This is a genomic window from Duganella sp. Leaf61 (genome assembly GCF_001421905.1).
GTDB lineage: Bacteria > Pseudomonadota > Gammaproteobacteria > Burkholderiales > Burkholderiaceae_D > Rugamonas > Rugamonas zoogloeoides.
The window spans coordinates 1-22,927 of record NZ_LMLM01000008.1 but is presented as its reverse complement, the minus strand read 5'-3'; the positions used below and the strand labels follow the sequence as shown (position 1 = coordinate 22,927).

Here is a 22,927-nt window from a genome sequence, read left to right as displayed (position 1 = left end):
AGGATACAATAAAAAGTGAGAGAGCGGTCAGTAAGCCGCAGACCGTTAGTGACAATGGACGCGTGTGACTCGACTCATCCAAAGAGTTAATGGACTATTGTTATTTACTACTCTGGTGTTGGCACCTATATCTATCGAACCGCAGGCAAGCTACGACTTTTACGTATTTCGATTCATCAGGCCCACTGGCGAGCGGCCGACATGCGCTATATGGTTCTGTCGCATTAGCGCTGGCCGGCGGGTGGATCAGCTAAACTGCGGTGTTTGAACGTTAGACGAATCGACATGCTCAACTTCAAAGGGATGCGTTTTCCTAACGATGTGATCCTGGTATGCATTCGCTGGTATGTAGCGTACCCGCTGAGCTATCGACATCTGGAAGAAATGATGGAAGAGCGCGGTGTGTCGGTCGACCATTCGTCGATCAACCGGTGGGCGATTCGTTTCCTGCCACTGGTCGAGAAGATGGCCCGGAAACACAAGGGCCCAGTGGGCCGCAGCTGGCGCATGGATGAGACCTACATCAAGGTCAAAGGCGTCTGGAAATACCTGTACCGCGCCGTCGATAAGCAGGGAAAGACCGTCGACTTCCTGCTGACGGCCAAGCGCGACATGGCCGCGGCGAAGCGCTTCTTCGACAAGGCTATGGAAGCCAACGGCGATCCCGACAAGGTTGCTATGGACAAGAGCGGCGCGAACAAGGCGGCGATCGATTCGATCAACGCCGGGCGCGACGTGCCGATCCTAGTGCGCCAGGTTAAATACCTCAACAACATCGTCGAGCAGGATCATCGCGCCATCAAGCGGGTGACCAGGCCAATGCTCAACTTCAAATCGTTCCGATCGGCCTGCTCCGAACTCGCAGGCATCGAGCTCATGCACATGATCCGCAAGGACCAGTTCGCGATCGAGGGCGCGGATGCGATGTCGTTCGCCGAGCAATTTTATGCGCTGGCGGGAAAGGTCCGTCCAATTTAAGGGACACAGTGCCATTCCGGCAAAATTTCGCCCTCTGGTCAGCAACGCGACAGATCCCCAACGGGCGATATGAAGCGAACGCATAATATTTAATTGGGCTTTAATCGGAATGGCTCGCGAGGTCGAGCCGCCACCCTTAATAGCGTATACGGCCACGCAGCTCCCGGTATCGCTGTCAGTGCCTACACTGCGTGCGCTTGTTTGACCGGGCGTCGCTTGCGCTGGCGGACGTCAGGTGAAGAGGCTCGTTTCAGCGTGTCTGCATCCGAGGCTTGGCGGCGTGCCGCCAGCCAAGCCCCCACCTCCGCAAGATCTCATACCACGCAACGCGGTGTCAGATTAAAGCGCCTCGGAAATTCACCGCGACGCTCCATGTCGTAGATTGTCGTATCGGCAAGCGGGACCAACTGATGCAGTTCGGGTCGGCGGATGGTGCGCCGGAAAGGAAGAGGGCGCGCAGGGACAAGTTGGAGACGTTCTTCGTGCCCGTCTACGCCGCGAGGCGGTTCGGCCGACGTGTTGCAAACGTCGCGGCGGTCGAGTTGGCCGGAATCTTGGTTATCCATCTTTTGCTCCCCTAAAGGGCGATGCTTGATCGTAAGCGTCGCCCCTGCACCGTCTGTTCATAGCGAGTAGCGTCTGCCAAAGTAGTTCCCGTTACTTTTTTAGCGGGAACTACTGTGGACACTGAAGTGGAGTCGGGCAATCGTAGAGGACGGCCCAACTATTCGCCCGAGTTTAAACATCGACTCGCTGTGGCGGCATGCAAGCCCGGCGTTTCGGTATCGAAACTGGCCCAGGATCATGGCATCAACACCAACATGCTGTTCAAATGGCGACGCGACCTGCGCGCCGGCCTGCTGACCGGGCCGGCCACGAGTGAGACCAGGCTGCTGCCGGTAGTGCTGAAGTCGTCTTCACCGGCAACAAAGCCGGCCAGCGGTGCCGCTCACGGGGGTGCTATCGAGATCACCATTGCCGATGCCACTGTGCGCGTCTGCGCCGGCACGGACGCGGCGCTTCTGCGGCTGGTACTGCAAAGTCTGCGCGCATGATTGGCCTTCCTGCCGGCACCCGGATCTGGCTCGCTGCCGGCATCACCGATATGCGCGCTGGCATGAACGGGCTGGCGGCCAAGGTGGAGACTGCGCTGGCCGAAGATCCTTTCAGCGGCCACGTCTTCGTGTTCCGTGGCCGGCGCGGCGACATGATCAAGGTGCTGTGGTGGACTGGCGATGGCCTGTGCTTGCTGGCCAAGCGTCTTGAGCGGGGACGCTTCGTCTGGCCGCAGGCCGACAGCGGTAGCGTGGCACTGACGCAAGCCCAGCTTTCGATGCTGTTGGAGGGAATCGACTGGCGCCGACCAGAGCGCACCTGGCGGCCGACGTCGGCCTTGTAAACGTCACCGGCCTCGCGTAAACTCGCTTCATGCTCACTGCCGCCGACCTCCCTGACGATATCGCTGCCCTGAAGGCATTGCTACTGGCAAGCGAACGTCGCGTTCAAGAGCGCGATGACCAGGTCGCAGGACTGGAAGCGCAGTTGAACACGCGCGCTGCCGAGATCGAGCATCTCAAGCTGTGGATCGCCAAGCTGCGGCGCATGCAGTTCGGCCGCAAGTCCGAGAAACTGGACCACCAGATCGAGCAGCTGGAACTGCAGCTGGAGGATCTGCAAGCCGATGAAGGCGAGGTGGTGAAGGCGGTACCTGAAACGGACCGGGCACCACGCAACAAGCTTGTACGCAAACCGCTGCCTGACCACTTGCCTCGCGATGAAAAGGTCCACCTGCCCGCCACCGACGCTTGCCCGTCTTGCGGTGGTGGACTGCGCTTTTTGGGCGAGGACGTGGCCGAACAGCTCGAATATGTACCGGCCAGTTTCCGAGTCATTCGCCATGTGCGCCCCAAGCTCGCTTGCAGCTGCTGCGACGCCATCGTGCAAGCGCCGGCGCCGAGCCGCCCGATCGAACGCGGCATCGCCGGCCCCGGTTTGCTGGCACATGTCCTGGTGGCGAAGTTCGCCGACCACTTGCCGCTCTACCGCCAGAGCGTGATCTATGCACGGGAAGGCGTGGATCTGGATCGCGCACTGCTGGCAAGCTGGGTTGGTGCCGCCAGCGCCTTACTGCGACCACTGGTCGATGCTATCAGGCGTCATGTGCTGGCCGCCACGAAGTTGCATGCTGACGATACGCCGATCCCGGTGCTCGCTCCCGGCAATGGCAAAACCAAGACTTCCCGACTGTGGACGTACGTGCGCGATGACCGGCCAAGCGGCGACACGGCGCCAGCCGCCGTCTGGTTCGCCTACTCGCCGGATCGCAAAGGCGTCCATCCACAAACCCACCTGGCCAAGTTCGAGGGCGTGCTACAAGCCGATGCCTATGCCGGCTTCAACGCGCTTTACGAAAACGGCGCGATCCACGAAGCCGCATGCTGGGCTCATGCCCGGCGCAAATTCTATGACCTGCATGAAGCGCGGCCTTCAGCGCTCACGACCGAAGCGCTACGCAGAATCGCCGAGCTCTACGTCATCGAAGCCGATATCCGAGGCAAGCCTCCCGATCAACGGCGAAAGGCCCGGCACACCAGGGCCAGGCCCCTGCTCGACGACCTTGAACGCTGGCTACGCGCCGCGCTGGAGAAACTGTCGCGCAAGTCTGATACTTCGGCAGCCATCCTGTACTCGCTCAACCTGTGGCCGGCACTGACACGCTACTGCGATGACGGCGCCATCGAAATCGACAACTCCGCCGCCGAGCGTGCCTTGCGTGGCGTGGCGATCGGACGCCGCAACTATCTGTTTGCGGGGGCCGACTCCGGCGGCGAACGCGCCGCCGCCATCTATTCACTGATCGGTACGGCCAAGCTCAACGGGGTCGATCCCGAAGCTTGGTTACGCCATGTGCTAGCCCACATCGCCGATCATCCCGTCAATCGGGTTGACGAGTTACTGCCCTGGCATTGCGCCGGGCAACTGGCCCCTGCCTGAACAACACGCCGCTTCCCAGCGGTGTGACGCTATCATCTAGTGATTCGACGCTGGTATCAATACGGCCCCGGGCCGACGCTTACGCTTGATCAGTCATCGTTCGGAATTGGTCACGTTGAGTAATGGTGACTATCCGCCGTCTTATGGACAACTCGCTAGAGCGTACTTGGGCAAGGCGCTGCCAAGTCGCTCGTCAGCGCTTTGCTTGCACATGGCTGAGTTTTCGAGCTCGCCAAAGCTGAGCGTCTGGAGGTGCTCAACGTGATTGCAAGCAGTTCCGGCCGCCTGCCTAATGTTGCTCCGGCTGTCATGCTGGACTTTGGTGCCCCCTCTACTGGTGAACTCAGTGAGCCACGCCTCATCGAGTGCGATGCGGCTGCATAACTGCTGATGCTCGTATTTCGAGTGCCATGCCGCAGGGATGCGCGCCGAGCTACCTTCTGGGAAAGGCCACGGCGATTCATGTCGCCTGTGCCCAGGGTACTTGTACCTGACGACGACGTGAAGATTGCCTAGTTTAGTCCTGAACGGATATAATTCGTAGGGGAAGCCGATGTCTCTTCTAGGCTCAGTTGGAGATAAATGATGCGAAGCAAAGACAATCACAAAGGTACGGACAACGTACTGGACGATCTCGGGATCGAGCATGCGGAGGAGCAGTCAGCGAAAGCCGTGCTCGCCGTGAAGCTCAACACTCTGATCGAGGCGCGGGGATTGAGCCAGACCGAGGCGGCGAATATCACTGGCATGACCCAGCCCAAGGTGTCGCAGGTGCGCCGCTACAAGCTCGAGAACATTTCGCTCGAGCGCCTAATGCAGGCGCTCGTGTCGCTTGATCAGCAGGTAGAGATTGTCGTGCGCCCCGCGCGCCGCGCGCATGGCGCCGGCATCACGGTGGCCGCCTGATGCGCCGGCGTGAGCAGGTACCCGGCGCGGAGGTGAGATGAAGTACGCCTATGAAGACTTGAGCGACGGTCAGTTCGAGACACTGATCGTTTTTTTGTGTCAGCACCTGCTCGGTATTTCCGTACAAGGTTTCGCCAAGGGGCCTGACGGCGGACGCGATGCGAAGTTTGTTGGCACGGCCGAACTCCATCCGAGCAAGGCTGCGCCATGGCTGGGCACGACTGTTGTTCAGGCCAAGCACACCAACGGCTACAACCGAAATTTCTCGGAGTCTGATTTCTTCAGCACCACGGCATTGAACACAGTGCTCGGCAAGGAGATCCCACGCATTAAGAAATTGCGCGAGAGCAAACAACTCGACCATTACATGCTGTTTGCCAACCGGCGCCTGGCCGGCAATGCCGAGAGCGAGATACGCGAGTACCTTGCGGCGCAGTGTGATGTCCCTGCATCGTCGATTTACCTGTGTGGCCTGGAGCAACTGGAAATCCTGCTGAAGACGTTTCCCGACGTGGCGGCGAAGGCCGATCTCGATCCTGTCGATTCGCCGCTCATCGTCAGTCCGGACGACTTGGCCGAAGTGGTACAGGCGTTGGCGCGGCAAAAGGACGCGGTGACAGCGCTACTCGATGATCCGCCGACAGTTCGCGTGACGTTCGAGCAGAAGAACGTGCTCAACAACATGAGCGCGGACTATGCCAAGGCGCAACGAAAAAGGTACCTGAAAGAGACGGCACAGATTCGCGCTTTCCTAGCTGCCCCGGAAAACCTAGATCTTTTGCACTTGTATGAGTCTGTGGTCGATGAGTTCCAGCTCAAGATCATTGCCAAACGCAAGGACTACCAGACCTTCGACCAGGTCATGGAGTACCTGGTGGACCTGCTGTTCAATCGCGATGCCGTGTTGCGTCAGCAGGCGCACAAGCGCCTCACACGTGCCGTGTTGTTCTATATGTACTGGAACTGTGACATCGGGGAGGTGGATGATGCTGCGACCGACTAAGCACTCGCACCCGGACCGCACGGTCATCAATGTGTCACTGCTGCTGCTGGCACGGCTGCGGGATCGCCGCGTGGACGAATACGACGTTCTGCGCAAGTACGCGAAGAAGTCCGTCACGGGTGGGGACGTCCTGTTCCTGCCAGCGCTGAATTTTCTTTATCTGATGGGACTGATCGACTATCGCCCCAAGACCGATGCCGTGGAATACGTGGGGCCCAATGAAGCTATCTAGACTCTATTCGAACAAACCGGACATATTTGAACCCGTGGACTTTGCGTCGGGCTTGAATGTCGTCATGGCGGAAATTCGCCTGCCAGAGAACCGCAACAAGGACACCCACAATCTCGGAAAGACCACGCTGGGACGGCTGCTTGATTTCGGTTTTCTTGCGAAGCGAGACCCAAAGTTTTTTCTGTTCAAACATCACGACCTGTTCAAAGATTTTGTCTTTTTCCTAGAGATCGAACTGGATGATGCCTCGTTCGTCACGGTGCTGCGAGGCGTTGATGACGCGACGAAGATCAGCTTCAAGAAACACCAGGCTGGTCATCAGGACTTCTCGGTTCTGCCGATATCGGAATGGGACCATCAGGAAGTGCCGTTCGAACGCGCGCGGGATCTGCTGGATGGACTGCTTGACTGGCGTGCCCTCAAGCCCTGGTCTTTCCGCAAGGGCTTGGGCTATCTACTGCGTTCGCAGGACGATTTCCGTGATGTATTCCAGTTGCGCAAATTCCAGGCCGCACATGCCGGCTGGAAGCCGTTTCTCGCTCATATTCTCGGCTTCGACGCACCGTTGATCGAGCAGCACTATGCCAAGGAAGCTGAACTCGCAAAGAAGCAGGCCATTGCGCAAACCGTCAAGGACGAGTTGGGTGGCTCCATCGAGGACATGAGCAAGATCGAGGGCCTCCTGCTGCTCAAGCAGAAGGAGGCCGAGAAAAAACAGAAGTTGCTCGACGCTTTCGACTTTCGCTCGCAGGACAAGGATCGCACCAAGCAACTGGTCGATGATGTCGACGAGCGGATCGCGTCGCTCAATGCGGAGCGCTATTCCCTGAACCAGAACAGGAAGAAGATTCTTGCCTCGCTGGAGGAGGATCAGATCCTTTTCAATCCAGATGAAGCACAACGCCTGTTCGAGGAGGCCGGCGTGCTGTTCAAGGGGCAGATCAAGAAGGACTTCCAGCAGTTGATCGCATTCAACAAAGCGATCACGGACGAGCGCCGCGGTTATCTCCAGGAGGAGCGCACCGAGGTTGAGACCGAACTGAAGCGCGTCAATGCGGAACTGAACGTCCTGGGCAAGAAGCGCTCGGAGATGTTGTCATTCCTGAGCGGGACAGATGTGTTCGTCAAGTACAAGCAGGTGTCGGACGACATGGTGACCCTGCGCGCCGACATTACCTCATTGGAGCGCCAGCGGGAAGGTTTGCACCGGCTGCAGGAACTTCGGACGGAAATTCGGGCATTGACGGAAGCGCGTGGCCATCTGCAAACGCAGATCGAAGCGGACGTTGAAAAGCAGAACTCGGACAAAAGCAGCCTGTTCTCGGTCATTCGTCTCTTCTTCAGCGAAATCGTTGAAGAGGTCATCAACCGCAAAGCCTTGCTCAGCGTGTCCCCTAACAGGGAGGGGCACCTGGAGTTCAAGGCCGAGATCCTAGACGAGTCTGGCAACGCGACGAGCGCCGACCGTGGGAACACGTACCGCAAGCTGCTCTGTATTGCCTTCGACTTGGCGATTCTTCGTGCTCGTATAGACGAAAAATTCCCGCGTTTCGTCTATCACGATGGCGTGTTTGAATCGTTGGATGACAGGAAGAAGGAGAACCTGTTGATGATCATTCGTCGGTACGCTGAGCTCGGCCTTCAGCCTATCATTACGCTGATCGACTCAGATCTGCCTGTGCGTACGGGTGAAAGCGAACCGGTGTTTGAGGGAGCGGAAATCGTGCTGACCCTGCACGATGAAAATGAGCAAGGTCGCTTATTCAAAATGAAAGCGTGGTGATATGCCTACCACCACCGCCGATATAGTCTTCAAATCGTCTGGAAACATTGCATCATCCAATTTTGCCACCACAGACACGGCATCAGGCGCCTCACACTCGCACGTCGTTGACGAGAGTGTGCCATGAGCCTGTCCTTTTTCTTCGACGAGAGCGGACACAGCGGAGACCTCGTCAAATCAGGTATTGCCTACGATTTCCTAGATCAACCTTTTTTTGTATTGGCGGCGTTGGGCATCGAGGATGAGGCGGCGCTGGTGCAGAAGATCGAGGCGATGCGGGGCCGACACAGGATACCTGCAGGCGAGCTTAAATCCAAGTCGCTCCAAAACCAATCGGCCTTCGTTGCTGAGTTGCTCTCTGAAGTGCTTGATGCGGAACTCCCGCTTTTCATCGAGGTTGTCGACAAACGCTACTTCATTTGCATGAACTTGGTGAACCACCAGTTGCTGCCTCCCGTGATGGGTTTTCCTGAAGGTCCGCAGTTGCATTTTCTGAAGAGTGTCGCCGTCGACTTCCTGTACGACGAAGTTTCTGATCACGTACTGAACCGGTTTGTCGAGGCTTGCCTCTCCCCATCCGATGATTCGCTGATGAGTTTATTCGGAAGTCTGATGCTGTTTTCTGCGGGAGAGTCCAAGATGCCCCAAAATCAGGACATACGTGAGGGCGTACACCGCATGGTCGTGGAGGGGGCAACGGAATATGGCGAGATGCGGAAGGCTGACCCCTCGGCCTACTTGAGGTTTCTTCCTTCGCCCGATCTGAACAGGCACAGCAAACAGGTATGGATGCTTCCCAACCTGTCGTCGTTCACGAACATCTACGCTAGGATCAATCTGTTCCGTAGGCGAAAGCTGGCAGGCGTAAGTCTTGTGCATGACCAGCAATTGGAGGTCGAAGAAATCTTGCGTGTGGCCAAACGCACGGCGGAGAGTATGAAGGACTCAGGCTTTGAGGCATTCACACCCGCTGCCGACTATATGTTTCATGAACAGGCATCGCTTGAATTCGCGGCATCGCATGAGTCGGTAGGTATTCAGGCTGCTGATGTGATCGCAGGGACTGTGATGAGGTTCTTTCGAGATATGCAGCGCAACCCGGAGAAGATTTATCCAGGCGTCGATAGGTCGATGCGCGAGTTACGGAAGCGCTCCGATGAAATTACTGCATTTGGCTTGAACCAGGTCGTGCCGCGCCGTTACATGCTATGAGATGCTTTTTAGATAAATCACTGAGGTACTCTGACATTAATGGACACTTCCATTTGATAAACTTGTCAAAAGGAGTGAAAACATGAAATCACCAACATACACGCCAGAGTTCCGGGCCGAGGCGGTCAAACTGGTACTGGCGCAGGGATTGACGCTAGAGGAAGCGGCGCAGCGTATCGCGATGCCCAAAGGGACGTTGGCCAATTGGGTGAGCGCGGCCAAGCGCGGCACGGACCCCAAGGCGCCCCCCGGGAGCCGCAGCGTCGCCGAACTGGAGGCCGAGGTAGCCAAGCTGCGCAAGGAGCTGGCTGTCGAGCGGATGGAGAAGGACGTGTTAAAAAAGGCCACCGCGTACTTTGCCAGGGAGTCGCTGCCCGGTACGCGTTCATGAAATCGATGCGACTCGAGTATCCGCTTAGCCTGCTGTGCCGCGTCTTCGATGTGTCGCGCAGCGGCTTTTATGCCGCGCTTGCGCGCCCGCCGTCGCGGCGGGCTCAGGACGATGAGCGATTGAAGGTGGCCATCAAGGCGGCCCACGTGCAGACCCGTGAAACCTACGGGCCTTTGCGCCTGCAGCCGGAGCTCGTCGCCCAGGGATTCGACACCGGCCGTGATCGCATCGTTCGGCTGCGGCGCGAGCTTGGCCTGCGCTGCAAACAAAAGCGAAAGTTCAAGGCCACGACAAACTCGAACCATAGCTTCCCGGTGGCGCCGAACCTGTTGGAACAGACCTTCGCCCCGACGCGCCCGAACGAAGCCTGGGTGAGCGACATTACCTACGTCGCCACCGATGAAGGATGGCTCTATCTGGCCGGCATCAAGGACGTCTTCACATGCGAGATGGTGGGCTATGCGCTTGGGCCGAGGATGACGCAGGAGCTCACGGCGCAAGCGTTGTGGCGGGCCGTTCGAGGAAAGCGGCCGGCGCCAGGGCTGATTGTGCACTCGGACCGTGGCAGCCAAGGCGGATTCAACTGGTCCTCGCAACACCCTAAATCAAGGAGGTGTTTATGGGACGACCCGCGAGGTGGATGGAAAAATTGACGGGGCGTGGAGCGATGCGCTCACCAGGTGCGCCGTCGCTTCGCCGCGAAACAATGCGGCTATTCTGGGAGCAAATAGCAACAGGTATTACGAGTGAGAAGGCTGCTGAGGCGGTGGGCGTTTCTCAAGCGGTTGGGACGCGATGGTTCCGCCATAATGGCGGCATGCCACTTTCTATTTTGAGCCCGGTTTCCGGGAGGTACTTGTCGTTCGCGGAACGAGAGGAAATCGGACTTCTTTCGTGCCGAGGTGCTGGAGTACGCGAGATTGCTCGTCTTATCGGGCGCAGTGCATCAACGGTTTCCCGCGAACTGACGCGTAACGCTGCAACTCGCGGCGGCCGACTTGAGTATCGAGCTTCGGTTGCGCAGTGGAAGGCGGAGCTGGTTGCCAAGAGACCTAAACCTTCGAAACTGGCGATCAATGAGCGCTTGCACGACTACGTTCAAGACCGTCTTGAAGGTAGGATTCGAGACGCCAATGGCCGTCCAGTTTCTGGGCCGCAGCAAGCGCCGTTCATTGGGAGAAACAAGCCGCATCGCGGTGACCGTAAATGGGTCAGTGGTTGGTCGCCCGAACAAATTTCTAACCGGCTGAAGACCGATTTCCCTGACGACGAATCGATGCGCATTTCTCACGAAGCCATTTATCAAGCACTTTATATCCAAGGGCGAGGAGCCCTCAAGCGCGAGTTGGTTAGTTGTCTGCGCACTGGGCGGGCTTTGCGCGTGCCGAGGACAAGGGCCCAAGCTAAGGCTTGGGCACACGTCAGGGAGGATGTGATGATCTCCAAGCGGCCCGCTGAGGCCGAAGATCGTGCTGTGCCAGGACATTGGGAAGGTGACCTGATCATTGGCCTAAACCGATCCGCGATCGGCACCTTAGTCGAGCGATCAAGCCGATTTACGATGCTTGTGTGACTTTCCGAAATAGATGCGACGTTTTGGAAATTGCTGCGACTACCGAAGGCATGAAGTAGCGAAGTCCACCGGTTCTTGCTGAGTTACACTGAGCGCGAAGAACTTCCGCTTTCGGCCAAAAGCGGACTGTCGCTGTCCGGCAAGCCCGTAGTAGCGAACCTGTGGGCCAGTTGGTGCCCGTCGGCCGTCGAGAGACGACGGTCTTGGCCAAAGCGCAGGCAGGGCGTGGCGATGTCGTCTTCATCTTTGCTAATCAGGGTGGTTTTGCCCCGGCATTCAAATGCTGTCTTTCCCAAAAAAGCATGGTCCTGCAAAATGTTCTGATCGACCATATTGGCGCCATGGCGCGCTAATCAGGGGCGCGCGGCTTGCCGACAACACTTTTTTTCAATGCCAAGGGGACCAGCCAGTCAAACGCCGCAGGGGCGAGCTATCGCCGGCGACCTTGGCCAAGCATCTCGACAAGCTAGCCGTTCGGCGACAGCGCTGTCGGCCATCAGCATCGCGATGCCGTGGCCAAACGCAACGACCTCGATCCTCACGTTGTCGGCGCCTAGGTCATCCTGCGCATTACAAGTATTGTTGAGCGTCAGATTCCGTTTCATGGGGTTGGCGTCGCTCCCCTGGAAGACGACCCGCCATGCGGTGGCAGTCCCTGCGGCTGCAGCTCCAGAAAGGGTTCCAAGTGCACCGGGCGCTGCCAGGGCAAGCGATTGGGTCACGACCGCCCCGCGCGATGGTGCGTTATTGTCCATTTTGTCTAGGAATCGTTACCGCCGCCGTGCGACGCGCTGCACGCGGTACCTGAATATACTGAAACCCGCCGCAGGCCCACAATCCGGCGCTCATTATTTCTGCCAGCCCCACCTGGCAAAGATCGCGCTGCCTTGCGGCGATTGCAGGAATGCGATGAACTGCTTCGCTTGCGGGTTGGCAGCGCCATGCTCAGTCAACGCCACGCCGGTATCGCGGTAAATCGCATAATCAGGTTCGATTGGCACGACGTCGGCCAGGCGCGGGTTCGACACCTGCCAGATATTCCAGATAAGCCACGCGTCGATGTCGGTGCGCGCGGTCCAGGTACCGCGCGCGCTCGCGCTGTTGGGTGCGTAACTGGCAATATTTGCGCGTACCTTGCGCACCGACTCCATGCTGCCTTTGCGGCCAGCCATGTCTTCCCAGACGCCGTTCTGGCCGGCACCGTTGACCACCAACAGGCGCACGCCGGGCTGCATCAGGTCGGCCACGCCGCGCAGGTGCTTGGGATTGCCGGGACGCACCAGGATCGCCAGGGGACGCATATATAGCGGGGTAATGCTTGCCTCCTGTATCTTGCCGCCCATCGCTAACGTAAAGTCCGTCATCATCGTTTCCGAACCGCTGTAGATGATGTCCGCATCCTGTTTTGCGTGGTCGACCAGCTCGGCGTGGGGCCGGCCGTGACGGTGACTTTGATGCCGTTCGCGTGCTCGAATGCCGCCGCCGCCTCTTTCATCGCAGGAGCCGGTCCACCCGGGCCGTACACCAGCAACGGCTGCTGGGCACACGCGATACCAGCGGTGAGCGAGACTGCAACAACAAGGCTGCAGCGCGCCGCGGTCAAATAGTGATGTGATGTCATGGCGTTTTCTTTCGTTTTTGGAAAATGGATGGCGTACTGCTACGTCCTTAAACACCCAGAAATTTGATCAGGGCGAAACTGATGACACCAAGGCCGAGCAGCGAAAAAATGACAACCCCGGCAACCTTGCCGCCGGCACGCAGGACAGCGCGGGCATCGACGCCGAGGCCGAGCGCGGCCATCGACATAATGGTGAAGAAATTGGCGGCAACGTGCGCTGGCGCCAGCGCTGCCTGCGGAATCCAGCCCAGCGAGCGCAAGCCCAGCAATGCAAGGAAGCCGACGATAAACCACGGCACCAGGTGCGCGACGTTCAGGCGGGCGCCTCCCCGTCCGCGCCCTGTCAAGGACAACACCAGCACGACCGGGCCCAGCATCAACACGCGCACCAGCTTGACCAGGGTGCCAATGTGCACGCTGGCTGCGGACACCGAACTCGTTGCCGCCAGTACCTGTGGCACGGCATACACGGTCAGCCCGGCAAACACGCCGTATTGAACCGGCGTGAATGACAACAGCCCGACTAGCAACGGCAACCCGAGCACCACCACCACACCCAGCACCGCCGTAAAGGCGATGGAGGCGGCCACGTCCTTGCCATCTGCGTCGATCACTGGGGCCACCGCCGCAATCGCCGAGTTGCCGCAAATTGAATTGCCGCAAGCAATCAGGATCGCCATCTTTTTCGGCAGACCGGCGCTGCGGCCCAGGAAATAACTGAACAGAATTGCCAGCACGACTACCCCGGCAATGCCGCCGACCAGTCCCATGCCGTTTTCGAGCAGCGCGCCGGCGCTGACGGATGCGCCCAGCAGCACCACGGCAATTTCAAGCAGCAGCTTGGCGCCCATATGGATGCCTGGCTCGAACCGCTGATCGAGACGGTGCACGGTGCGCAGTCCGGTTCCGAGCAAGATCGCCAGGACCAGGCTTTCAAGCCACGCGCGTCCGAACAGATGGGCTTCTACAGCTTCCAGCCCATACGCGGCCAGCGTGACGGCGCCGCACAGTAACAGGCCGGGTACAAATGGAGCGCATTTTTGATAGTGGGATGTCATGGTCGACTCTCGTTCATATATTTAGTGCATGCATTATTGAACGGCGATTTCGTTCGGTCCATCGTATAATTAATGACAAATCATTAGATTGGATCGAACGATGACATTGGACCAGCTACGCATTTTTGTTGAAGTCGCACAACGCCAGCACCTTACTCAGGCGGCTTCCGCGCTGTTTCTATCCCCGTCTGCCGTCAGCTCATCGATCAAGGCCCTGGAAGAGCGCTATGGCACGGCACTGTTCCATCGGATAGGACGGCGCATCGAACTCTCCGACGCCGGTTTGATTTTCTTGATAGAAGCGCAACGCACGCTGGCCAGCGCGCGTGCAGCGGAAAACACGTTGTCGGAGCTGGGCCAGATGCGGCGCGGCACGCTGGCAATCCACGCCAGCCAGACCATCGCGAGTTACTGGCTACCGCGCTTGCTCGTGCAATTCAGTCAAACCTACCCGGCCATCGACCTCACCCTGGAAGTGGGCAATACCGACAGCGTGGCGCAGGCCATCCTGCTGGGTGGCGCCGATCTCGGTTTCATCGAAGGCGATATCGACGAACCCTCCCTGGCCATCGAAGCTGTGGGGGAGGATCAGCTCGTTGTCGTGGTAGCACCCGATCATCCATGGTCCGCCGGGGTGCCGCTGGCGGCTGCCGACCTGGTGCAGGCGCAATGGATTTTGCGCGAAACCGGTTCCGGCACGCGTTCGGCGTTTGAGAAAGCGCTGTCGGACATGGGCGTGCCGGTCGCCGCAATGCAGGTTGCTCTCAGCCTGCCGTCCAACGAGGCGGTGCGCAGCGCGGTGATGGCCGGTCCCTTTGCCACCGCGATTTCCGAACTGGTCGTGGCATCGCATGTTCAGGCGGGCCTGCTGGCGCGCGCGGCGCTGGTCCTGCCGGCGCGTGGGTTCTCGATGCTGCGTCATCCTGAACGCCATCGCAGCCGTGCGGCGCTGGCATTTGAAGAATTGATGAACACAAAAAAATAAATACAAATACATGGAATAAAAACAGGGCAATGACGTTTGCACCTGTAGCAAGCCCGTTTTTCAACCTGACCTGTACTGGACCGCACCCATGAAAACCACCCACCTGATGTTCCTGTTGGCCAGCACCATCGGCATCGCCACCACGGCTGTTGCCGGGCCTGCGCTGGATATGGCGCAAGCCCACTTCGCCGCCATTGGCGCCGGTGAACACGCCGCCATCGTGCATGATTACGCCGACAATGCGCGGCTGACCTGGGTTGGTGGACCGCTTGACGGCAGCTACGACGGTGCAGCCGCCATCGGCGCCGTATGGAGCAAGTTCGGCGCGATGGGCCCGCTGCGCGTCACCGTTATGGGCGCGTCCGAGTCGGTCAATCCGAAGGGTGCGACCGTCACGGCGGCAGTGCAATTCGACGGCAAGGCCTCCATCAAGGTGCGCTACGTGCTGACCTACCGCGACGGCAAACTGGTCAATGAAACCTGGCAGATCGATCCGAAGCTGGCCGCCAGCGCGATGTAATCACTGGTTCCATGAGCGTCCTGCCCCTTCTTCCCGGCGCGGAGTTGCTGGCGTGTGTCCCGCGGCTGCGGCGCTACGCGCGCGCGCTCGTGGGCGAGCGCGCCGCGGCCGATGACCTGGTGCAGGACACGCTCGAACGCGGCTGGGCCCAGCGCGCCGCGCTACAACCCGGCACGGACGCGCGCGCCTGGCTGTTTGCGATCATGCACAATATGCGTATCGATCAGATACGGCGCGGCGCACTGGTCACCGAGCCGCTCGACGATGATACGCCGATGCCGGCCCTGGCGGATCGCAGCACGGTCGGCATCCAGGTGCGCGAGATGGATGCCGCGCTGCGCCTGCTGAGCGAAGAACAGCGCGCGATCCTGCTGATGGTCGGGCTGGAAGACATGCGTTATGAAGAAGTGGCGTCGACGCTCGGCATCCCGGTCGGGACCGTCATGTCGCGGCTCGCGCGCGCCCGCGAAAAGCTGCGCAGCCTGATGGACGGCGGCGCCCGCGTGAACTCGTTGAAAGTCGTGAAATGAACCTGCCCGTGACTGAAGCCGATCTGCACGCGTACGTCGACGGCGTGCTGCCGGCAGCACGCGCTGCCGAGGTCGCCGCCTACCTGGCAGAGCGCCCCGAGGAAGCTGCGCGCGTGCGCGCCTACGCGGCCCAGAACGACGCCATGCATCGCCTGTTCGATCCGGTGCTGGGCGAACCGGTCCCGGCGCCCATGGCAGCGGCCACCACGCCGCAGCGCAACCGGCACTGGCAATGGCAGGCGCTGGCGGCGGGCCTGGCAATCGCGTTGGTGAGCGGTGGCGCCGGCTGGGGCTTGCGCGGCGCGGCAACTGGCCAGTCCCTGGCGCGTATGGAGCAGCAAGCGCCCGCGTATCAGCAGGCAGCGTGGTCCGGCCTGGCACACCAGGCCGCAATAGCCCATGCCGTGTACAGCCCGGATGTGCGCCGGCCAGTGGAAATTCGCGCCGACCAGGAAGACCAGTTGGTGACCTGGCTGTCGAAGCGCATGGGCAGCAAGATCCGTCCGCCGCATTTGGGCAAGCTGGGCTATGAACTGATCGGCGGGCGCCTGCTGCCCGGGGCCAGCGGGCCGGTAGCGCAATTCATGTACCACGACGGCGCTGGCCAGCGCCTGACGCTGTACGTGTCGACGGAGCAGGCGCGCAACAAGGACACCGGCTTTCGGTTCGCCAAAGAGGGCGACGTCAACGTGTTTTACTGGATCGACGGGAAGTTCGGCTATGCGCTGTCCGCAGCCGTCGACAAGGGCGAACTGGCACGGGTTGCCAGCGCCGTCTATGAACAACTGGAGGGACCGGTTTGAAATTTTCACTTTTTTTGGGCGCCATGCTCTGGTGCTGCACCGCCACAGTCTCGGCGCAGCATGCTGGCCACCATGGCGCGACTGCGCCGCCTGCCTCGTTTATCGCCAGTAGCGACAGGCCCTATGCGTCTCTCGCGGATGATGCCATGGCGATCATGGATGACGGCATGCGACGCGCGCCGACAACCGGGGACCCCGCGCATGACTTCATGAGCATGATGATTCCTCACCATCAAGGCGCGATCGATATGGCCAAGGCCATCCTGGTGCACAGTAACGACCGCGAACTGCGCAACCTGGCACAAGGCATCATCGTCGAACAACAGAACGAAATCAATGTAATGCGCGCCTGGTTGCAACGCTACCAGGCAGCCCACGGCGCAAGAGCCGATTCCACCAACGCAGACACCAGGAAAGACTCTCATGCAACTCACTGAATTGAATAAGCTCACCTTCGCCATGACGCTTGCGGTCGCTGCCATGGGTACTGCGCAGGCTGCGCCAGGCACACAGGACCGCGTCTATACAGCTGACCAGAACAGCAACACCGTTTCGGTGATCGATCCATCCACCAATCAGTTGCTGGGACAAATCCGGTTGGGTAATCAGCGGCCCAACATCCTGTCTCCTTTGTACAAGGGGCAAGTGAATGTTCATGGACTGGGTTTTTCGCCGGACCATAAAACCTTGATTGCGATATCGAATGGCTCCAATTCGGTGACCTTCATCGACACGGCCACCAATAAGGTCAAGGGCGTTACCTATATCGGGCGGTCGCCTCACGAAGGATTTTTCACCGCGGACGGTCGCGAAGTCTGGGTCGTGGTACGCGGCGAAGATTACGTCTCGGTCATCGATCCTGTCACCTTCAAGGAAAAACGCCGGATCCAGACAACAGGTGGTCCGGGCATGGTGATGTTCCATCCCGATGGCAAACTGGCGTTCGTGGTATCGAGCTTTAATCCTGTCGTCGATGTCATCGACATGAAAACATCCAAAGTGATCAAGCATATTTCTGTCACTAGCCCGTTCTCGCCGTTCTTGCAGTTCACGCCTGATTTCAAGGAAGTCTGGATGACGCACAAGGACGTTGGCAAGGTCACCCGCATCGACGTGGCGACGCTGACAGTCAAAGGCGTCATCGACACCGGTTTTATTACCAACCACCTGGCGTTCGGGAAGAACGCTGGCGGCGCAAGAGCCTACGTGACAGTGGGCGGAGAAAATGTCGTCAAGGTCTATTCCACCGGTGATCAGCCACAACTGATGGCGACGATACCGACCGGGGCCTTGCCGCATGGCGCATGGGCGTCGGACGACGGCAGCAAAGTGTACGTTGGTCTCGAAAACGGCGATGGTGTCGACGTGATCGACACCGCAAGCAACAAGGTCGTCGCGCATGTGGCGGCCGGCCAGGCGCCGCAAGCGCTTGTCTACGTGTCCCATGCCGTGCCCACCGGTGCTGGTACCAGCAACCTGGTGCCGCGTGTGAACGGCGAGTCGAGCAATATCGCTCTCAAGTCCCGCGGCGACGCCAAAGGATTCGTGGTCGTGCGCAGCCTGGGCGTGACCGATGCACTGGAAGTGTTCTTGTACAAACTGAAACCGGAGACTGTTTACAACGTCTACGCCGGTGGTCAGCGCGCGCCGGTGGGTCGCTTCAAGACTGACGGCAAAGGCATGGCGAACGGTACTGCCATTGGGCCCATGCGCGACGTGCGGCCGGGCCTGGCGCAGCAGCCGGCTGGCGCCAGCCGGATCCTGGTGATGGAGGGCGACACGCCAGCCGGAGCGGAGCAGGCAGCGCTGGCGAGCAGCGAGTGACGTCTGGCGTGCCGGTGGCTCCCTTGCTGGACGATGTAGCCGAACTGGCACGCCGCGTCGAACTGCTGTCTCTTCCCCATGTGGTCGCGCTCAACCAGTGGGTCGACACGCACGCCGCCGTCCGCGCGCTGCCGTACTTCGATCCGCTGGACGGCGGCGCCGATGCGTCCATTCTCATCTTGCTGGAAGCGCCGGCGCGCCATGCGATGCGCCCGCGCTTCGTCTCGCGCGACAATCCTGGTCCTGCGCAGCGCAATCTTCAACGTTTCCTGGCGCAAGCCGCCGTCACGCGTGCGCGTACCGTGCTGTGGAATACCGTGCCCTGGCTGGCCGACGAGCAAGCTCCGCCGGCGCGCCTGGGTGTGGCGGCGGTACGCGCAGGCATCGCCATGCTAGGCGATGTGCTGGACCTCCTGCCATGCCTGCGGGTGGTCGTGCTGGCCGGACGCACGGCCCGCCAGGCCCACGCTGCCATCGAGGCCAGGCGGCCGGGCTTGATCGTACTGGAAATGCCTCATCCGAGTCCGCTATCTGTTTGTACGTCGCCAACTGTGGCCCCGCAAATCGTCGCGACACTGGCGCGCGCGGCGCAACTGGCGCGCTGAACGTTGGCCTTCAGGGCCGGTTCATCGACGCAATACAGGGAGAGACGAACAGGTTGCCACGGTAAGCGCCGAGCGCGGTGCGCCATGCGACAACCAGCCACAGGCTTGCCAGTACCACTACCAGCGCGCTGCCGAAGACCTCGAAGAACAGCGAATCGAGCACCTTCGCCAGACGCAGCGTGGTGACCGCGAATACGCCGAGCGGAAAGGTATAGCCCCACCAGCCCAGGTTGAATGGAACGGCTGCCCTGAAGTAGCGCAGCGTAATCAGGGTTGCCAGCATCATCCACCACAGGCCGAGTCCCCAAAGCAGCAGGCCGCTCACCACGCCCATCCCGTTGGCCACGTGGCCAACCTCGGCCAGGCCAAACGGCGCCAGCGTCGCCGGCGCGGCGGCGCCGAGCACCAGCATGCCGAGCGCGCCGGTGCCCACTGGCCCGAGCGCCAGCCAGCTTGATGCCGCCATGCTTTCGTGCGGCAGTTTGTGCAGGGCCATGCGTAATAACAGAATCGCGAGAATGCTGAGCGCCACTGGCACCGAGTATGCCCACAGCACGTAGCCGGTGATCAGGACTGTGAAGCGCGCGCCACCATCCTGCAGGTGTGGCACAAGCAGCCCGGCGCTCGCCGCTGCAACCTCGGCAGCGACGACCGGCAGCAGCCAGACCGCCGTCATTTGGTCGATGCTGTGCTGCTGGCGCGTGAACATCAGGTAAGGAATGAGGACGCCGCAAGCAAGTGCCATGGCCACATCGATCCACCACAAAGCTTCGGCCACCGCGACGGCGGCGGCGCCCCAGCGCGACACGCCAAAGCTGAGAAATCCATTGATAATTGTAGCTAAGCCCATGGGAATGGTACCGAAGAACATGGAGACGGTCGCATGGCCGAACACCTGTTTCGCTTCGTCGAAAAACATGACCCAGCGCGCGCTGTACAGCGCGGCAAACAATACGAACAGCGCAATGTTAAAAAGCCAAAGTCCCTCGGCCAGGCGGGCCATTCCCGGGAGCGCGCCTGGAAGTTGGGCGAGCGCGAGCGACAAGATGCCGGTGCCCATCGTTGCCGCAAATGTGACTTTCCGAAATAGATGCGACGTTTTGGAAATTACTGCGACGACAGGGCATGAAGTAGCGAAATCCACCGCTTCTTGCTGAGTTACACTGGCGACGACGAACTTCTGCTTTCGGCCAATACCGGCCATTCAATTGTTTTCTTGTAGAGAGTGCAAATGCTAGTAGACGGTTTCAAGTACAAACAATGGGCTGATCGCCGCACCCTTGATGCTGCCAAAGCGCTTGAGGTGACTGCTGGAAGTACAGCTGTTTCCTTCATTTGCCAGCAGTTGAATCACATGGCCATCGTGGAAGAATTATTTAGAGCACGTCTCCTAGGCAATGAGACTCCGCATCACACCACAAACACAGAAGTCGTTCCCACGCTTGACGAACTTGACGTAAGGCTGATGCAATCGAACGAATGGTTTTTGCGTTACGTCGCTGAGTCGACTTCCGAAATACTGAATGTTCAAATCTCCTTCCAGTTTGTAGACGGTAAACAAGGGCGGTTGACGCGCCTCGAAATCCTTTTTCATATCGTCAATCATGGTGCATACCACCGGGGAGCAATCGGCCATGCCTTGGACTTGGCAAAGGCTGTGCGCCCGGCCGATACCTTTACTGTCTTTATCCACGCAGTTGAACCAGAGCGAAGACAGTAATTCTGAATCGAGCCAGTACCGACAAGGCCGAGTTCGGCCAAAAGCTGCCGTTAAAATTTGAGAGGGCATCTTGAAGAAAATCGAGCTACTCAAGCTCCTTTCCAAGTATGAGGACCAAGATGAGATCTTGGTCGAGAGCGCGGATGGCGGCTTCGATAGTCCTACCATCTACATCTCAGCAGTCCGAGCTAGACTGGGAAGAGACTATGTTACTGGTTCAAGCTCGGAGTATGTAAACGATACTACCGGGACCGGCTCGGGTGCAGTCATACTGGGCACTTCAGTCGGTTTCATCAGACTACGGTAGCAGATGCGAGGGCCGCGTTCGGCCAGATGCGGCCGTTCGATAAAGTCGCGTAAACCATCAAATCGGAAGAAACTTCCCACCTCCAAGAGGTCTCTTGAATAAGTTACTTTGTGCATTTTTGTTGTTAATTTCTGGGGCAGCTATGTCAAGCGATCAAAAGGTTTATTTTCCATCGTCACAAGACATAGAAGCGTTGGCACACCAGCGGGCAGTCATCGAGAAGCTCTTGTCCCCATCGGACTTGGAATCAAAATATATCACTGCACCTGGAAAACTGGGAACGTTGCGCGCGGTTATTGCAGCGAACATGTTCAAAGCAAACCAAACGTTCGAACTTCAGTGCATGGGGGTCGTCTTGGGCGACGCGTTTGTCCTCGACATGGGCTTCCATTGGGTAGTCGTCGAAGACGAATACGGCAGAGATTTTGCTCTTAGATACAAAGACACATCCGTCATAGTCTTCCCGATCACCATGATTTCAAAACGTGTTGAACGGGGAGAGACCGTTGATGTTTTTGATCTCTACAACGGTGTTGCAAACGGGTTTGAAGAGATTTCGAGTAAAAAGCCCAACAAACTTTAGTCTAGATTTTCAGTGCAAAACCGGCGGTGCTAACGGCTGAACGGCCGGCCCACGACTTCATTCACTCAGTCAACAGACTCCCAAGGCAATGGCCCTCCGCAAGAGATGAAGGTCGGCTTTGGGGCTTTAGCCGACGTCAACAATCGCGAAGTCTGTTCATGAAAAACACTATGGTAGAATAATTTGCGTGTATTCGATCTCTTACATGGAAGGTTTCGCAATGTTTCGTACGTTGATCAAGCGCGCGCTTGGATATTTGACGAAAGAAAATGTTCCGGAAGAGCATTCCAGTGTTCTACGTTATGAACTTACGATCATCCGATTTACACCTGACCCGGTGCAGAGGACGTCTACTTTAAGCTCAGGGCCTGCAGCCGCCACTTGGATTGGCGCTCCACTCGACACAGACTGTTTTATCGAAGCTTCTGTGAATGAGGGCAAATATAGCCTAGGCGACTTCTACTTATGGTGTTCTGGGGAATATGCAGTTGCGCGAATAGGAGAGCATCGCTCCCATCATGCGAGCCATCCCCACAACACGTTTGCGATTGGAAAAACCATTACCTTTAAAGATGATGACGGCTCACTTTACACCCCCTCAAACGAGCTAGTCTTGCCGCGCGAGCTGGCCCTCAGTGCCATGCGCGCTTGGCTCATCGACCTGAAGCATCCGAGTTTCCTGCGATGGAGCTAATGCCGTTCCAATATCGGCTGAAGAAAAGAAGGTTTTGACGTCCGCTATGGGGCGGTTGCGGTGTCGCCGCCAGTTTGGGTATTTTCAGATCGCAACATGCTATGCTAGCCCGACCGGCCGAGAACGGCCAAGAACAGCCATTCAATCCAGCCGACGCAAAGTTGCGGCGCGACTTCAATAACATATTAAGAGTATTTAATGTCCGGTTCTTTCTTCCCCGTTTCCGTTCCAAATGAAGCACTTGAACTTGCGGGCTTCGTTCTCGCCCACTGTGCAGCAATTGCTGACGCAAATCGAGCCGGTGAGCTGATCTGTCCATTCGCCATTCTCGAAGGCGATGATGGGAGACAGGTGGTCGACTTTGAGTCCGAAACCCAGGAGGAAGCAGTGTCTCAGGGGTGGGCCAGTCTAGGCGAGGCAAAGTCAAGCAAAGTCTCGTGGGCGTTCGGGCGTGAAGGTTTCTACAGGGAGCCTGACGGAAATGCTCTTGACGTACTGACTGTCTCCGTGTGGATGCCCGGTATGACGGAACACTACAGCGTCCTACAGCGCTTCGGGAGACGGGAGGCCCAAGCGATTTACCTCATTGGATCACCCGAATTGTT

At 58.7% G+C, this 22,927-nt stretch carries 26 protein-coding genes and 2 pseudogenes; 22 read left to right on the top strand and 6 right to left on the bottom strand.

Annotation, left to right across the window (positions count from 1 at the left end):
• Positions 1-285 precede the first annotated feature (285 nt).
• Positions 286-978 carry an IS6 family transposase gene (locus tag ASF04_RS08415; RefSeq protein WP_082488632.1) on the top strand — a complete coding sequence of 231 codons (693 nt, stop codon included), beginning with the start codon at positions 286-288 and terminating at the stop codon, positions 976-978.
• Positions 979-1,292: 314 nt separating this feature from the next.
• Here ASF04_RS08415 and ASF04_RS26630 read toward each other — a convergent pair whose 3' ends face one another.
• A complete protein-coding gene (locus ASF04_RS26630) occupies positions 1,293-1,544 on the bottom strand; it encodes a helix-turn-helix transcriptional regulator (RefSeq protein WP_373922128.1) in 252 nt (83 codons plus the stop codon).
• 114 nt (positions 1,545-1,658) lie between these two features.
• Here ASF04_RS26630 and ASF04_RS08410 point away from each other — a divergent pair, with 114 nt between their 5' ends.
• From ASF04_RS08410 to ASF04_RS26625, 10 genes and pseudogenes are all read left to right on the top strand, one after another.
• A complete protein-coding gene (locus ASF04_RS08410) occupies positions 1,659-2,033 on the top strand; it encodes a transposase (protein WP_056139926.1) in 375 nt (124 codons plus the stop codon).
• A complete protein-coding gene (gene tnpB, locus ASF04_RS08405) occupies positions 2,030-2,377 on the top strand; it encodes an IS66 family insertion sequence element accessory protein TnpB (protein WP_056139924.1) in 348 nt (115 codons plus the stop codon). The genes ASF04_RS08410 and tnpB overlap by 4 nt, the downstream gene beginning before the upstream one ends.
• Before the next feature lie 29 nt (positions 2,378-2,406).
• The gene (locus tag ASF04_RS08400) at positions 2,407-3,972 is read left to right on the top strand and encodes an IS66 family transposase (RefSeq protein WP_056139922.1); all 1,566 of its coding nucleotides are present in this window, start codon (positions 2,407-2,409) and stop codon (positions 3,970-3,972) included.
• 585 nt (positions 3,973-4,557) lie between these two features.
• On the top strand, positions 4,558-4,878 hold the full coding sequence (locus ASF04_RS08395; RefSeq protein ID WP_056140045.1) for a helix-turn-helix domain-containing protein: 321 nt from the start codon (positions 4,558-4,560) through the stop codon (positions 4,876-4,878).
• A gap of 37 nt (positions 4,879-4,915) precedes the next feature.
• Positions 4,916-5,881, top strand: a complete 966-nt coding sequence (locus ASF04_RS08390) for an ABC-three component system protein (protein ID WP_056139919.1) — start codon at positions 4,916-4,918, stop codon at positions 5,879-5,881.
• Entirely contained in the window at positions 5,865-6,113 is a 249-nt protein-coding gene (locus tag ASF04_RS08385) for an ABC-three component system middle component 8 (RefSeq protein ID WP_056140042.1), read from the top strand. The genes ASF04_RS08390 and ASF04_RS08385 overlap by 17 nt, the downstream gene beginning before the upstream one ends.
• A 64-nt stretch (positions 6,114-6,177) precedes the next feature.
• Positions 6,178-7,896, top strand: coding sequence for a DUF2326 domain-containing protein (locus tag ASF04_RS08380; protein ID WP_229204966.1), 1,719 nt, complete (start codon positions 6,178-6,180; stop codon positions 7,894-7,896).
• Between the two features lie 123 nt (positions 7,897-8,019).
• Positions 8,020-9,108 carry a DUF3800 domain-containing protein gene (locus ASF04_RS08375; RefSeq protein WP_056139913.1) on the top strand — a complete coding sequence of 363 codons (1,089 nt, stop codon included), beginning with the start codon at positions 8,020-8,022 and terminating at the stop codon, positions 9,106-9,108.
• A gap of 82 nt (positions 9,109-9,190) precedes the next feature.
• A pseudogene (locus tag ASF04_RS08365) lies at positions 9,191-10,071 on the top strand (IS3 family transposase); the annotation flags it as partial.
• A gap of 68 nt (positions 10,072-10,139) precedes the next feature.
• Positions 10,140-11,069, top strand: a pseudogene (locus tag ASF04_RS26625) (IS30 family transposase); the annotation flags it as partial.
• 86 nt (positions 11,070-11,155) lie between these two features.
• Here ASF04_RS26625 and ASF04_RS08360 read toward each other — a convergent pair.
• The 4 genes from ASF04_RS08360 to ASF04_RS08350 all read right to left on the bottom strand — a co-directional run bounded on the left by ASF04_RS08360 (position 11,156) and on the right by ASF04_RS08350 (position 13,751).
• Positions 11,156-11,404, bottom strand: a complete 249-nt coding sequence (locus ASF04_RS08360) for a hypothetical protein (protein WP_056139905.1) — start codon at positions 11,402-11,404, stop codon at positions 11,156-11,158.
• Between the two features lie 516 nt (positions 11,405-11,920).
• Complete coding sequence (locus ASF04_RS08355) at positions 11,921-12,436, bottom strand: substrate-binding domain-containing protein (RefSeq protein ID WP_307139974.1); 516 nt, start codon at positions 12,434-12,436, stop codon at positions 11,921-11,923.
• Positions 12,436-12,693, bottom strand: a complete 258-nt coding sequence (locus tag ASF04_RS28620; protein WP_229255202.1) for a substrate-binding domain-containing protein — start codon at positions 12,691-12,693, stop codon at positions 12,436-12,438. The genes ASF04_RS08355 and ASF04_RS28620 overlap by 1 nt, the downstream gene beginning before the upstream one ends.
• 47 nt (positions 12,694-12,740) lie before the next feature.
• Positions 12,741-13,751: a YeiH family protein gene (locus ASF04_RS08350; RefSeq protein WP_056139903.1), complete on the bottom strand. Its 1,011-nt coding sequence runs from the start codon at positions 13,749-13,751 to the stop codon at positions 12,741-12,743.
• A 100-nt stretch (positions 13,752-13,851) separates the two neighbouring features.
• On the opposite strand from ASF04_RS08350, the gene ASF04_RS08345 reads away from it, so the two are divergent.
• From ASF04_RS08345 to ASF04_RS08315, 7 genes are all read left to right on the top strand, one after another.
• A complete protein-coding gene (locus tag ASF04_RS08345; RefSeq protein ID WP_056139900.1) occupies positions 13,852-14,736 on the top strand; it encodes a LysR substrate-binding domain-containing protein in 885 nt (294 codons plus the stop codon).
• Positions 14,737-14,824: 88 nt separating this feature from the next.
• On the top strand, positions 14,825-15,256 hold the full coding sequence (locus ASF04_RS08340) for a nuclear transport factor 2 family protein (protein ID WP_056139895.1): 432 nt from the start codon (positions 14,825-14,827) through the stop codon (positions 15,254-15,256).
• A gap of 11 nt (positions 15,257-15,267) precedes the next feature.
• A complete protein-coding gene (locus tag ASF04_RS08335) occupies positions 15,268-15,786 on the top strand; it encodes an RNA polymerase sigma factor (RefSeq protein ID WP_056139892.1) in 519 nt (172 codons plus the stop codon).
• Positions 15,783-16,589: an anti-sigma factor gene (locus tag ASF04_RS08330; RefSeq protein ID WP_056139889.1), complete on the top strand. Its 807-nt coding sequence runs from the start codon at positions 15,783-15,785 to the stop codon at positions 16,587-16,589. Before ASF04_RS08335 ends, ASF04_RS08330 begins: the two co-directional genes overlap by 4 nt.
• On the top strand, positions 16,586-17,026 hold the full coding sequence (locus tag ASF04_RS08325) for a DUF305 domain-containing protein (protein WP_082488630.1): 441 nt from the start codon (positions 16,586-16,588) through the stop codon (positions 17,024-17,026). Before ASF04_RS08330 ends, ASF04_RS08325 begins: the two co-directional genes overlap by 4 nt.
• Positions 17,013-18,413, top strand: coding sequence for a cytochrome D1 domain-containing protein (locus ASF04_RS08320; protein WP_056139881.1), 1,401 nt, complete (start codon positions 17,013-17,015; stop codon positions 18,411-18,413). The genes ASF04_RS08325 and ASF04_RS08320 overlap by 14 nt, the downstream gene beginning before the upstream one ends.
• The gene (locus tag ASF04_RS08315; protein WP_082488629.1) at positions 18,410-19,018 is read left to right on the top strand and encodes a uracil-DNA glycosylase; all 609 of its coding nucleotides are present in this window, start codon (positions 18,410-18,412) and stop codon (positions 19,016-19,018) included. The genes ASF04_RS08320 and ASF04_RS08315 overlap by 4 nt, the downstream gene beginning before the upstream one ends.
• 10 nt (positions 19,019-19,028) lie before the next feature.
• Here ASF04_RS08315 and ASF04_RS08310 read toward each other — a convergent pair whose 3' ends face one another.
• A complete protein-coding gene (locus ASF04_RS08310) occupies positions 19,029-20,222 on the bottom strand; it encodes a TDT family transporter (RefSeq protein ID WP_082488628.1) in 1,194 nt (397 codons plus the stop codon).
• A 27-nt stretch (positions 20,223-20,249) separates the two neighbouring features.
• Between ASF04_RS08310 and ASF04_RS08305 the strand changes: the two genes are divergently transcribed.
• From ASF04_RS08305 to ASF04_RS28100, 4 genes are all read left to right on the top strand, one after another.
• Entirely contained in the window at positions 20,250-20,738 is a 489-nt protein-coding gene (locus ASF04_RS08305; protein WP_056139879.1) for a DinB family protein, read from the top strand.
• 401 nt (positions 20,739-21,139) lie between these two features.
• Positions 21,140-21,628, top strand: coding sequence for a DUF3806 domain-containing protein (locus ASF04_RS28105; RefSeq protein ID WP_229204965.1), 489 nt, complete (start codon positions 21,140-21,142; stop codon positions 21,626-21,628).
• Positions 21,629-21,815: 187 nt separating this feature from the next.
• Positions 21,816-22,322, top strand: coding sequence for a hypothetical protein (locus ASF04_RS27395; protein WP_156368572.1), 507 nt, complete (start codon positions 21,816-21,818; stop codon positions 22,320-22,322).
• A gap of 198 nt (positions 22,323-22,520) precedes the next feature.
• Positions 22,521-22,927, top strand: a 407-nt coding sequence (locus ASF04_RS28100) for a hypothetical protein (RefSeq protein WP_229204964.1), incomplete at its 3' end; no start/stop codon positions are given.

Excerpts from the sequence above, each read along its gene's own strand:
- ASF04_RS08310 (WP_082488628.1), bottom strand. The coding sequence starts at position 20,222 with ATGGCCGGTATTGGCCGAAAGCAGAAGTTCGTCGTCGCCAGTGTAACT.
- tnpB (WP_056139924.1), top strand. The coding sequence starts at position 2,030 with ATGATTGGCCTTCCTGCCGGCACCCGGATCTGGCTCGCTGCCGGCATC.
- ASF04_RS08345 (WP_056139900.1), top strand. The coding sequence starts at position 13,852 with ATGACATTGGACCAGCTACGCATTTTTGTTGAAGTCGCACAACGCCAG.
- ASF04_RS08385 (WP_056140042.1), top strand. The coding sequence starts at position 5,865 with ATGCTGCGACCGACTAAGCACTCGCACCCGGACCGCACGGTCATCAAT.
- ASF04_RS08400 (WP_056139922.1), top strand. The coding sequence starts at position 2,407 with ATGCTCACTGCCGCCGACCTCCCTGACGATATCGCTGCCCTGAAGGCA.
- ASF04_RS08375 (WP_056139913.1), top strand. The coding sequence starts at position 8,020 with ATGAGCCTGTCCTTTTTCTTCGACGAGAGCGGACACAGCGGAGACCTC.
- ASF04_RS08340 (WP_056139895.1), top strand. The coding sequence starts at position 14,825 with ATGAAAACCACCCACCTGATGTTCCTGTTGGCCAGCACCATCGGCATC.
- ASF04_RS26630 (WP_373922128.1), bottom strand. The coding sequence starts at position 1,544 with ATGGATAACCAAGATTCCGGCCAACTCGACCGCCGCGACGTTTGCAAC.
- ASF04_RS08320 (WP_056139881.1), top strand. The coding sequence starts at position 17,013 with ATGCAACTCACTGAATTGAATAAGCTCACCTTCGCCATGACGCTTGCG.
- ASF04_RS08390 (WP_056139919.1), top strand. The coding sequence starts at position 4,916 with ATGAAGTACGCCTATGAAGACTTGAGCGACGGTCAGTTCGAGACACTG.
- ASF04_RS28620 (WP_229255202.1), bottom strand. The coding sequence starts at position 12,693 with ATGACATCACATCACTATTTGACCGCGGCGCGCTGCAGCCTTGTTGTT.
- ASF04_RS08395 (WP_056140045.1), top strand. The coding sequence starts at position 4,558 with ATGCGAAGCAAAGACAATCACAAAGGTACGGACAACGTACTGGACGAT.
- ASF04_RS08415 (WP_082488632.1), top strand. The coding sequence starts at position 286 with ATGCTCAACTTCAAAGGGATGCGTTTTCCTAACGATGTGATCCTGGTA.
- ASF04_RS08305 (WP_056139879.1), top strand. The coding sequence starts at position 20,250 with ATGCTAGTAGACGGTTTCAAGTACAAACAATGGGCTGATCGCCGCACC.
- ASF04_RS08335 (WP_056139892.1), top strand. The coding sequence starts at position 15,268 with ATGAGCGTCCTGCCCCTTCTTCCCGGCGCGGAGTTGCTGGCGTGTGTC.
- ASF04_RS08355 (WP_307139974.1), bottom strand. The coding sequence starts at position 12,436 with ATGACGGACTTTACGTTAGCGATGGGCGGCAAGATACAGGAGGCAAGC.
- ASF04_RS08380 (WP_229204966.1), top strand. The coding sequence starts at position 6,178 with ATGGCGGAAATTCGCCTGCCAGAGAACCGCAACAAGGACACCCACAAT.
- ASF04_RS08330 (WP_056139889.1), top strand. The coding sequence starts at position 15,783 with ATGAACCTGCCCGTGACTGAAGCCGATCTGCACGCGTACGTCGACGGC.
- ASF04_RS08350 (WP_056139903.1), bottom strand. The coding sequence starts at position 13,751 with ATGACATCCCACTATCAAAAATGCGCTCCATTTGTACCCGGCCTGTTA.
- ASF04_RS08360 (WP_056139905.1), bottom strand. The coding sequence starts at position 11,404 with ATGGTCGATCAGAACATTTTGCAGGACCATGCTTTTTTGGGAAAGACA.